At 64.8% G+C, this 9,826-nt stretch carries 9 protein-coding genes, 1 tRNA gene and 1 pseudogene; 5 read left to right on the top strand and 6 right to left on the bottom strand.

The window, feature by feature from the left end; genetic code table 11:
• The 5 genes from ACIIOY_RS19270 to ACIIOY_RS19250 form a co-directional block, all read right to left on the bottom strand.
• Positions 1–608, bottom strand: a 608-nt coding sequence (locus ACIIOY_RS19270) for a hypothetical protein (RefSeq protein ID WP_411036291.1), incomplete at its 3' end; no start/stop codon positions are given.
• 37 nt (positions 609–645) lie between these two features.
• Positions 646–2,163 carry a lipopolysaccharide biosynthesis protein gene (locus ACIIOY_RS19265; protein WP_411036290.1) on the bottom strand — a complete coding sequence of 506 codons (1,518 nt, stop codon included), beginning with the start codon at positions 2,161–2,163 and terminating at the stop codon, positions 646–648.
• Entirely contained in the window at positions 2,163–4,409 is a 2,247-nt protein-coding gene (locus tag ACIIOY_RS19260) for an N-acetylneuraminate synthase family protein (protein ID WP_411036289.1), read from the bottom strand. The genes ACIIOY_RS19265 and ACIIOY_RS19260 overlap by 1 nt, the downstream gene beginning before the upstream one ends.
• The gene (locus ACIIOY_RS19255) at positions 4,406–5,089 is read right to left on the bottom strand and encodes an acylneuraminate cytidylyltransferase family protein (RefSeq protein WP_411036288.1); all 684 of its coding nucleotides are present in this window, start codon (positions 5,087–5,089) and stop codon (positions 4,406–4,408) included. The genes ACIIOY_RS19260 and ACIIOY_RS19255 overlap by 4 nt, the downstream gene beginning before the upstream one ends.
• Positions 5,086–6,042: a UDP-glucuronic acid decarboxylase family protein gene (locus ACIIOY_RS19250; protein ID WP_411036287.1), complete on the bottom strand. Its 957-nt coding sequence runs from the start codon at positions 6,040–6,042 to the stop codon at positions 5,086–5,088. Before ACIIOY_RS19250 ends, ACIIOY_RS19255 begins: the two co-directional genes overlap by 4 nt.
• 325 nt (positions 6,043–6,367) lie before the next feature.
• Here ACIIOY_RS19250 and ACIIOY_RS19245 point away from each other — a divergent pair, with 325 nt between their 5' ends.
• Complete coding sequence (locus tag ACIIOY_RS19245) at positions 6,368–7,294, top strand: UDP-glucose 4-epimerase family protein (RefSeq protein WP_411036286.1); 927 nt, start codon at positions 6,368–6,370, stop codon at positions 7,292–7,294.
• A gap of 30 nt (positions 7,295–7,324) precedes the next feature.
• Here ACIIOY_RS19245 and ACIIOY_RS19240 read toward each other — a convergent pair.
• Positions 7,325–7,414 (bottom strand) — tRNA-Ser (locus tag ACIIOY_RS19240).
• A 341-nt stretch (positions 7,415–7,755) separates the two neighbouring features.
• On the opposite strand from ACIIOY_RS19240, the pseudogene rplU reads away from it, so the two are divergent.
• From rplU to ACIIOY_RS19220, 4 genes and pseudogenes are all read left to right on the top strand, one after another.
• Positions 7,756–8,067, top strand: a pseudogene (gene rplU, locus ACIIOY_RS19235) (50S ribosomal protein L21); the annotation flags it as partial.
• Positions 8,068–8,155: 88 nt separating this feature from the next.
• Entirely contained in the window at positions 8,156–8,425 is a 270-nt protein-coding gene (gene rpmA / locus ACIIOY_RS19230) for a 50S ribosomal protein L27 (RefSeq protein ID WP_119257900.1), read from the top strand.
• A 124-nt stretch (positions 8,426–8,549) separates the two neighbouring features.
• Entirely contained in the window at positions 8,550–9,182 is a 633-nt protein-coding gene (locus ACIIOY_RS19225) for a GNAT family N-acetyltransferase (protein ID WP_411036285.1), read from the top strand.
• Positions 9,179–9,769, top strand: a complete 591-nt coding sequence (locus tag ACIIOY_RS19220; protein ID WP_411036284.1) for a GNAT family N-acetyltransferase — start codon at positions 9,179–9,181, stop codon at positions 9,767–9,769. Before ACIIOY_RS19225 ends, ACIIOY_RS19220 begins: the two co-directional genes overlap by 4 nt.
• Positions 9,770–9,826: the final 57 nt, after the last annotated feature.

Raw genomic sequence — 9,826 nt, 5'->3', positions numbered from 1 at the left:
ATGCGGCGCGTGGCATCGCCGAACACGGCGATGGAGTCCCCCTCGTAGCGGAAACCGGTATAGTAGTCGCGAACCGTGCGCTGCTCGATCGGCAGGCACATGTGCTCGCGGCAGAGGCCGATGAAGGGAATGCCGTTGCGCTTTGCGCCAAGTCTTGCCCCTTCGGCCTGCCAGTAGTCGATATGCGACGTCATGAAGGCATCGACCGGCGTGCGGGTGCGCAGTTCGCGCACGAGATGGTCGCCAAAGGCCTCGAGCCGGTTCCAGGCACGCGCATAGCGGGCGTCGCGGAATTTCTGGTACTTCGTCTGAAAGCGCATCTCCGGCGGGCACCAGGCCTTCTGCACGTGACCGAGGAATTCGTTGTTGATGCATACGAAGTTCAGGTCGGTTCTTTTCCGCAGCTCCGCGAGATCCTTGCTGAAGAGGGGCCGGGTGAGCGCGACCACCGTGGGCCGCCCCGGCACGTAGCCGGCGAAATCGGCCCTGCCGACGATGAACCGGGCGGCAAAGCGCGGGCCGGCGATGCGGCACGCCGTCACCAGCGCGGCAATCTTCAGCTTCTCGACGGAACGACGCACGCGGGCGTCCCAAGGCAGATCCTGCATTCGTTCTTCCTGGCGTACGGTGCCTGCCGGCAACCCATTATCGCAGCCGGCTGAGGTTTCGCTTCAAAAACTCCTCGTTCGCCCGGCGCAGATCCGCCGGCACGGCGAAAAGATAAACTCCGGATCCCACGACGAGCGCGACGAAAAGCCCCTGCGCGACGAGCATGACCAGCCCGTCAACCGGAGCGATAGACCGAATCCCGATGCTCAACAAGCAGGCAAATACCACGACGAGCACCGATCTGACGGCGAAAGCAGCCCAGACGGCAAGGTCCACCTCGTATTCCCGGGCTTGCAGGCGCCAGTAGGCGGGCACCGTCAAGGCCTGGGAAACGACCAGCGCCAGAACGAAGGCCCGCCAGGTCAGCCAGGGATAGAGCCCGATTGCGAGCGCGAAATAACCGAGGGTCGTCACCATGGACAGCCTGTTGATCGAGGCTGCCGCAGACGGCCGGGACAGGAGCATGGTCGAGCCGATGCCGATCGTGGCAACCAGGACGGGCCACAGCAGCGCGACCTGGAGATAGAGGGAAAGCTCCGGATCGGTGATGCCGAGCCAATAGCGCAGCACCTCGGCGCCGAAGACCATGACAGGGACGGACATGGCCACCACGAAACCGACGACCACCGTCGTTCCCTGCTCGACGACGCGCCTCGCGGAGGCCCGGTCGCCGAGCGCATCGGACCGCGCCGCAAACGGCAGGAGGGCGCCGTTGAACATGCCGCTCACCGTCTTCAGCACCCTCGGGATGCGCATGACGATCTCGTAGCTGCCGACCGTCGCCACGTTGGAGAATATGCCGAGAACGATGGAGGGGCCGAAATTGAGCAGCATGGAAAAGAACTTGCCGGAGAAAAGCTGGAAGGCGTGCGCCAGGAACGCCGCCGTGCCGGACCAGATCCGGCGCGTTGCGAACGAAACGCCCCCGCCGCGGCCGAAAAGCACGATGGCGATATAAAGCACGCTCCTCGCATTCCAGATCCAGACATAGGCGAGCGCGGCATCGACGCTCGTCGTCTCGTAGGCAAGCATGCCGGTGACGACGGCGAGATAGCCGAGATTGCTCAGCACCTCCACGGAGCGCACGAGGGCGAAGCGCTCGCTGCCCTCGAAAGCACCCCGGAGGACGCTGCCGACCAGTTGCAGCGGCAGCGAGAGCGCGCTTATCACGACCAGGTGCAGCAAGGCCGCACGGCCCGTTTCCGCGGAGTGGAAAACGAGGTCCACGATCGCATCGGCGAGAAGCCACAGCACCAGCGCGGCGGCCGCGCCGATGCCGGCAGCCATCAGGCTGGCAGCCGAAACCCGCCGGCCGACCTGCTCCAGATCGCCGACCGCGCGTGCGGCCGCAACGGAACGGGACGTCACTTCCGGGAACCCCGCTTCGAGCAGGCCCATGACGCCGCTCGGCAAAAGCAGCCGCGCAAGGATGACGAGGCCGTAGCCGTCGAGGCCGTAGCCGCGCACCAGCACGGTGACGGTGGCGAGCGACAGGATCGTGTTTATGCCGAACGCGGATATGTTGTAGTAGGTGTTCCGCGCGAGCGAACCCATCAGAACCACGTCTCGAGGCGGTCGAGGGCGATCCAGAACCCTTCGCCGTCGTTCTTGTGGCCCTGCCAGATCTCCGGAATGAAGGAGGCCTTCGGCGCCTTGCGCCTGAGGACATCGGCGACCATGCCGAAATCCATGGTGCCCTCCCCGATCTGCAGGCCTTCCCCGTCCACGCCTTCCGCGTCGACGACATGGAGATGGGCCGAATAGCCCGCGACCTGCTCGAGAAACGCCTTGAAGGACAGGCCGAGATGGCTGCAGGACAGTTGGGAGTGGGAGAGGTCGAGGCAGATGCGGTAGCCGTGCCGCTCGCAGAAAGCCTCGATGTCGTCCGCGGTCACGAAAAGGTTGTGATAGCGCTGGCCGCCGAAATGCCAGGGAAAGGGCGGCATCGTCTGCGGGATGATCTCCACGCCGGCGCTGTCGACCTTCGAAAGGCTGTCGGCGATCAACTCGTAGAGCGCGCCGTGCCGCTCCCTGGGAATGAACCCGTCCAGGCTGAAGCCGCCGGCATTGATGATGATGAGGGGCCGCGTCGCCTTGCGGAAATAGGGAACGAGGCGACGGGTGACGTCCACCACCCGCTGGAGCTCCCCGATCGAATGCTCGCGATAGGCAGGGTCCGGCGAGCACAGGTCCATGATGTGGTCACCGGCAAAAAGCTCCGGGCTGTGCACGACGAAATCAAGGTCGTAGCTCCCGGAAAAATACTTCTCCAGAGGTTCGTCCAGATCCTTGTAGCTGAGGTGGAACTCGAGCAGGTCGAAATTCGAGGCACCGGCCATCTTCGCCATGTCGTGATAGCGGACGGGAATGCCGAACGGCCGGCCGAACCGGTAGTTCCGGACCGAGACCGCGGCCTCCTCCACGTCGGAGGGGAAGAAGAAATCCCCCTCCTTGAAGTCGCGCGGCGCGGCGCGGCCGATCAGTTCGCGCTTGCGGTAGGGCGCCAGCCCCTTGCCCGGGCTCCGCGTCTCGATCATCGATTCGGTGATGGTCTCGCCGCGCTTGAGATCCTGGTTGATGACGAGGCTCTTTCCCAGGACCTCGCGGTTCATCATCTCGCCCTGGGTGACCCGGCGGGTTTCCTTGGCGCCCAGCGCCTCCTCGACCTCGCGGATGCCCTGCACCATCGCCCTGAACTCGTCCGGCAGAAGGCTCACGCGATGGTCGTTGCCCTCCATATTGCGGTCGAGCGTGAAATGTTTCTCGATGACCCGCGCGCCCTTCGCAACCGCGGCGATGGCGACGGCGATGCCGCGCTCGTGTCCCGAATATCCGACCGGGCAATCGCCGATGCGCTTCAGGCGGTCGATGTAGTTGAGGTGGATATCCTTGAACGGCGCCGGATAGGTCGAGTTGCAATGCAGGAGAACGTATTTCGCGTTCATGCGGCGCAGGATGCGCACGGCTTCGACGATCTCGCCCTCGTTCGACATGCCCGTCGAGCAGATGAGCGGCTTGCCGGTGCGCGCCATCGCCTCCAGCAGCTCGTGGTTGGTGAGGTCCGCCGAGGCGAGCTTGAACGCCGGCATGCCATAGCGGTCGAGGCGCTCCAGGCTCTCCTTGTCCCAGGGCGTGCACAGAGGCATGATCCCCTTCTGCGTGCAGTAGTCGAAGACCTTGAACATGTCGTCCGAATCGAGCTGGAAGCGGGAGAGCAGGTCCAGCGTATATTGCGCGCCGAGGTCTTCGCTGGAATCCGTCGGGTTTCCCTGGTTTCTATAGAGCGACGCCATGTCGCGCAGCTGGAACTTCGCGCAATCCGCGCCCGTCCCGATCGCTTCGTCCACCAGCCGATACGCAAGGTCGATGCTGCCGTTGTGGTTGTTGCCGATCTCGGCGATGACAAAGGCGGGCCGGTCGTCCGCGATCACGAACTCGCCGATCCTGAGCTCGGCCGGCTCCCGCTTGGCGATGGCGACGAGGTGCTGGTGCTTGTCGAGAAGCGGGATGGCCTGGATCCGCTCGTTGAACGTCGCCTCGATCTCCTCGTGCGAGGCGTCGAACGGCAGGCTCGTGTACTGCTTGTTGCTGACGAGGCTGACCGCGACGTCCAGGTCCACCTGATGGGCGTCGGTCAGCCAGCGCCGGACGTCGCCGTCCGTCAGCACGCCTTCCAGCTTGCCGGTCTCGGAGACGGAAAAGACGACGCGGCTCTTGTTCTCGTTGATGCGCCGCAGGGCGCTTACGAGGGGATCTTCGCAATAGACAATGTATTTCGAAAGTTTTCTTTCGATAATCATGAAGCGCCAGCTCCTGACATCAAGGCGGAAACAATCTGGAAGTCTGCCAGGCTGTCGATCTCCCAGCTTTCCTCCTCGGTCATCACAAACATGGCAATTTTGCCGCCGAGACGATTCTTTTCCTTCCGGAAGAGGTCGGTTTTCGTGATGTAGATCGAGCCGGTCTCGCGGTACCAGCGGTCCTCGGGGCGGATGTCCTGCCGGCGGGGCCTGTTGCGGAAATCATAGAGCGCCTCGGGCCCGGCGGGATTGCGCCAGAAGAAGTGGTGGTTCTCGCAGACGGAGAGCAGGCTGTCCGCCCCTTCCGCCTCGAAGGCCGAAATCGCCGCCTTCACCGCACCCGGCTTGCGGAAGGGCGAGGTCGGCTGCAGGAGGATGATCGCATCGAAGCGCTGTCCCTTCGCCTCGTAGTGATCGAGCGCGTGCAGCAGCACCGGCTCGGTCGCCATCGTGTCGGTGGCAAGCTCGGCCGGCCGCAGGAAGGGCACCTCGGCCCCGTGCGCCGCCGCGACCGCGGCGATCTCCTCGCTGTCGGTGGAAACGACGACCGTCACGCCTTCAATCCCGAGGGCCGCCGCGATGCTCCAGGCGATCAGCGGCCTGCCGGCAATGTCGCGGATGTTCTTGCCAGGCACGCCCTTCGATCCGCCGCGCGCCGGAATGATCGTAAGATAGGTCATGCAAGCGTCCTGAAATAATCGATCGTTCTCGCCAGGCCGTCGCGCAGGGCGACCTTCGGATGCCAGCCGAGCAGCGCGCGCGCCTTGTCGATATCGGGCCGCCGCTGGGCCGGATCGTCGGAGGGAAGCGGAAGCGAGCACACGGTCGAGGCGGAGCCGGACATGTCCGCGACCAGATCCGCCAGCTCGCGGATCGTGAATTCCTCCGGATTGCCGAGGTTGACCGGGCCGGTGACGTCGTCCGCGGAATCCATGAGCCGCACGAAGCCCTCGATCAGGTCGTCGACGTAGCAGAACGACCGCGTCTGGCTGCCTTCGCCATAGATGGTCAGCGCCTCCCCGCGCAGGGCTTGCACGATGAAGTTCGAGACGACGCGGCCGTCGTTGGGATGCATGCGCGGCCCGTAGGTATTGAAGATGCGCGCGACCTTGATCCGCACCCCGTGCATGCGCTGGTAGTCGAAGAACAGGGTCTCGGCTGAGCGCTTGCCCTCGTCGTAACAGGAGCGGAGGCCGATGGGGTTGACGTGGCCCCAGTAGCTCTCGATCTGCGGGTGGACTTCCGGATCGCCGTAGACTTCGCTCGTGGAGGCCTGAAAGATCCTGGCGCCGGTCCGCTTCGCCAGGCCCAGCATGTTCAGGGCTCCCAGAACGCTGGTCTTCATCGTGTAGATGGGATCGCGCTGGTAATGGATCGGCGAGGCAGGGCAGGCAAGGTTGTATATTTCGTCGACCTCCACCATCAAAGGCTCGGTCACGTCGTGACGAAGCACCTCGAAATTGGGATGGGCAAGCAGATGCCGGACGTTGTCGCGCGTGCCGGAATAGAAGCTGTCGACGCACAGGACCTCCGCGCCGTCCGCAAGGAGCCGCTCGCAAAGGTGGGAGCCGAGGAAGCCCGCGCCCCCCGTGACGAGAACTCTCTTGCGATTTGCAACGCGATTTCGGCTCATTGGATCCTGCTCACCCGGGCACGTTAGGGAATACAGGCCGCACGCATCCGGATCCCGTTGCACGGGCGGAAATGAGTATCAGGGCGAACGACCAGATCCCGCTGATAAGCGGAGCCCGCCCGTTTGTCCACAAGCGACGAGGCGAACGGGGGATTTTCCCGCGGCGCACCCCGTTTCCCGGCCGAGGGCTTCATGTGGTCGGACCGGCTTTCCGCGACGCTCGATTCCTTCTAAGAGCATCCGGGGCGAGGAATGGGCGGCAAGCACCGGAAAGAGGGCCCGCGAGATCCCTTCAGCGGGCCCTGAAGGGCGGAAGAGGAAAGACATGCTGATCGTGACAGGCGCCTCGGGCTTCATCGGATCGCATCTGGCCGAGGCTCTTGCGCGCACCGGCAGGCCCTTCACGCTCTCGAGCAGGAGCCCGGGGGCCTCTGTCCGCCCCCACCGTTTCATTCCGGCGGACCGGCTCGCCGATGCCCGGATGGAGGCCGACTGCATCATCCATCTCGCCGGCCGCGCGCATGTCCTGCGGGAGACGAGCCTCGATCCGGCAGCGCAGTTCCGCAGCGCCAACACCGCTTACACGCTGTCCGTCGCTCGCGCCTTCGCGGACAGGGGAACGCGCCGCTTCATCTTCCTCTCCTCCATCGGCGTGCTGGGCAACGAGACCGCACCCGGCCGGCCCTTCACCCAGGAGAGCCCGCCCGCCCCGCACAACGACTATGCCCTGTCCAAGCTCGAAGCGGAGGAAGGGCTGCGGGCGATCGCTGCCGAAACCGGAATGGACGTAGTGATCATCCGTCCGCCGCTCGTCTACGGCGCCGGCGCCAAGGGAAATTTCGCCAGCATGGTCGGCTGGCTGAGGAAAGGCGTCCCCCTCCCCCTCGGCTCGGTTCACAACCGGCGCAGCCTCGTCGGCATCGACAATCTCGTCGACCTGATCCTGACCGCCATCGACCATGCGGCCGCCGCCAACCGGACCTTCCTCGTCTCCGACGGGGAGGATCTTTCGACGACCGACCTCCTGCGCCGCACAGCCGCCGCCATGGGCCGGCCGGCACGGCTCCTTCCGGTCCCCACGCCGCTCCTGCGCCGCACGGCACGGCTCCTCGGCAGGGCCACGCTCGCCCAGCGCCTGCTCGGCTCCCTGGAACTCGACATCGCCTTCACCCGCGAAACCCTGGACTGGCAGCCACCGATATCGGTCGACGAGGGCTTGGCACGCGCAGTCCACCCGGGCGCGACGGCCTGAGAAAAATACGGCTCGATGCATGGGAACGATTGGCGGAGAGGGGGGGATTCGAACCCCCGATAGAGTTGCCCCTATGCCGCATTTCGAGTGCGGTGCATTCAACCGCTCTGCCACCTCTCCGCATACGGTTGGCGCCTTTCAAGCGCGGGCGGTACATAGCGGGTGTCGGGCGGGCTTGCAAGAGGGCGCGGTTTCGGAATGTGCATCTATTTGTAACGGTGACGCGAATCCGCCTTGACAGTTTCCAGGCCCTCGCCTATTGCGCAAGGTGCAGTGGCATAGGTTCGTCCCGTGCCGCAAGAATGGTTCTTTGTGCCGCACGTGGCTGCATCCAGCAAGATCGTGTTTGACGAGGAGCCGCCGAACCGGCGATGCCAGAGCATCGCCATCCGTAGCGACTGACAAAAAGACGGCCGTGCCTCCAAAGGCAAAGAGCCGGCACGAACATGAAAGGATAAAATATGTTCGCAGTCATCAAGACCGGCGGTAAGCAGTACCGCGTGGCCGCCAACGACGTCCTGACGGTTGAAAAGCTGTCCGGCGAGGCTGGCGCGAAGATCGAATTCACCGAAGTGCTGATGGTCGGCGTCGGCGCCGATGCCACGATCGGCGCGCCCTTCGTCGAAGGCGCCGTCGTGACCGCCGAGGTCGTCGAGCATGGCCGGGCCAAGAAGGTCATCGCCTTCAAGAAGCGCCGCCGCCAGAACTCGAAGCGCTCGCGCGGCCATCGCCAGCACAACACGACTGTCCGCATCCTCGACATCGCGGCAGCCGGCGGCAAGGCCAAGAAGGCTTCCAAGAAGTCTGAAGCCGAAACCGTTGCAGCAGCCGAATAACCCGGACAGGTAAAGGAGAACTCCCATGGCACACAAGAAAGCTGGCGGTTCCTCGCGCAACGGCCGCGATTCCCAGTCCAAGCGCCTTGGCGTGAAGAAGTTTGGCGGCGAAGCCGTCCTCGCAGGCAACATTATCGTGCGCCAGCGCGGCACGCAGTGGCATCCCGGTGCCAATGTCGGCCTCGGCAAGGATCACACGATCTTCGCCCTCACGGCTGGCAATGTGAATTTCCGTACGAAGGCCAACGGTCGCGTCTACGTGTCCGTAATGCCGAAAGCGGAAGCAGCGGAATAAGCCGGTAGCGCTCTAAAACAGCCGGCGTCTCATCGACCCGGCTGACGCCACAGGTTCAGACCTGCCGAAAAAAGGGGAGATGAGGCAAGACCTTATCTCCCCTTTTGCTCTGGAGGACTGAGCCATGCAGACCGAATTGTTGCGGGAAGACCAATCACGGTCTCCCAAGGAAAGGCTGAGGCCTGAACGGTCGAGGACCGATTGCCCGATCTTGCTGTCGCCGCGGCTCGTCATGAGAGCCCCGCACGAAGACGACATCGACGCCCTTGCCCATCTCGCCAACAACGCCAACATCGCCAACATGGTCGCCCGCATGCCGCACCCCTACACGGTCGCGGATGCCGCCGATTTCGTGCGACGCACACGCGCCGGCGCGATTGGCAAGTGCGTCTATGCCATTACGAAAGCCGACAACGGCGCCTTCCTCGGCTGCTGCGGTATCGAACCGCACGAGGACGAGCGCACGGTCGAGCTCGGCTACTGGCTGGGCGAACCGTACTGGAACCAGGGCTATGCCACCGAGGCGGCCCATGCGCTGATCGACATGGTCTTCCGCACGCGCGACGTCGAGCAGATCGACGCGCGGTGCCGGGTCATGAACATCCCGTCGCGGCGGGTCATCCAGAAGTGCGGCTTCCAGTTCCAGGCGACCGGCATGGTGCAGAGCCTTGCCGTCGGCGGAATGGTTCCGGTCGAATGGTATAGGCTCGACCGCAAGACCTGGGTCTCGCTGAAGAGCTGGGGAGGCATGCGATGAACGCCATGCAGACCCCGATGGAGCGCGAGCGCGTCATCGGCCCCGGGCGCTGCCCGACCGTCACGACGGCCCGCCTGGTCCTGCGTCCGCACCGCATGCCGGACGCCGACGCCATCGCCCAGTCGCTCGCCGACTTCCAGGTCTCGCGCATGCTCGCGCGGGTGCCCGCGCCCTATGACAGGCAGGATGCCGCCGAGTGGCTTTCGGTCGCGGCCAGCGATCTCAGCGAAGGCTGGGCCTTCGCCATCACGGCCGGCGATGACGTGCATATCGGCTGCGTCGCCTTCGAGTGGCGCGGCGGCGAATGGCACCTCGGCTACTGGCTGAACCGCTTCTACTGGGGGCGCGGCTACATGAGCGAGGCCGTGCATGCGGCAATAGCCCGTTTCCTGATGCGCATGCCGGGCACGCAGATCCATTCCGGCATCTTCGCCGACAACCCCGCCTCGCTGCGGGTGCAGGAAAAGGCGGGCTTCCGCATCACCGGATGCAGCGAGCTGTTCTGCGTTGCCCGCGGTGCAATGGTCCCGCATATCGAGACGCGGCTGGAGCCGGGCGATTTCCGCCCGGCGGCACCGCGGCGGTGAGAACGGGCGGGGCGGAGCGATCCGTCCCGCCCGCCATCGGGTCCGCCTTGCCGACGG

It is taken from the genome of Shinella agrisoli, assembly GCF_046557955.1.
Lineage (GTDB): Bacteria > Pseudomonadota > Alphaproteobacteria > Rhizobiales > Rhizobiaceae > Shinella.
Note: the sequence above shows the minus strand (reverse complement) of the source record. Positions and strands in the feature narration are given on the sequence as shown.

Coding starts and splice junctions, on each gene's coding strand:
- ACIIOY_RS19265 (WP_411036290.1), bottom strand. CDS start 2,163: ATGGGTTCGCTCGCGCGGAACACCTACTACAACATATCCGCGTTCGGC.
- ACIIOY_RS19260 (WP_411036289.1), bottom strand. CDS start 4,409: ATGATTATCGAAAGAAAACTTTCGAAATACATTGTCTATTGCGAAGAT.
- ACIIOY_RS19255 (WP_411036288.1), bottom strand. CDS start 5,089: ATGACCTATCTTACGATCATTCCGGCGCGCGGCGGATCGAAGGGCGTG.
- ACIIOY_RS19250 (WP_411036287.1), bottom strand. CDS start 6,042: ATGAGCCGAAATCGCGTTGCAAATCGCAAGAGAGTTCTCGTCACGGGG.
- ACIIOY_RS19245 (WP_411036286.1), top strand. CDS start 6,368: ATGCTGATCGTGACAGGCGCCTCGGGCTTCATCGGATCGCATCTGGCC.
- rpmA (WP_119257900.1), top strand. CDS start 8,156: ATGGCACACAAGAAAGCTGGCGGTTCCTCGCGCAACGGCCGCGATTCC.
- ACIIOY_RS19225 (WP_411036285.1), top strand. CDS start 8,550: ATGCAGACCGAATTGTTGCGGGAAGACCAATCACGGTCTCCCAAGGAA.
- ACIIOY_RS19220 (WP_411036284.1), top strand. CDS start 9,179: ATGAACGCCATGCAGACCCCGATGGAGCGCGAGCGCGTCATCGGCCCC.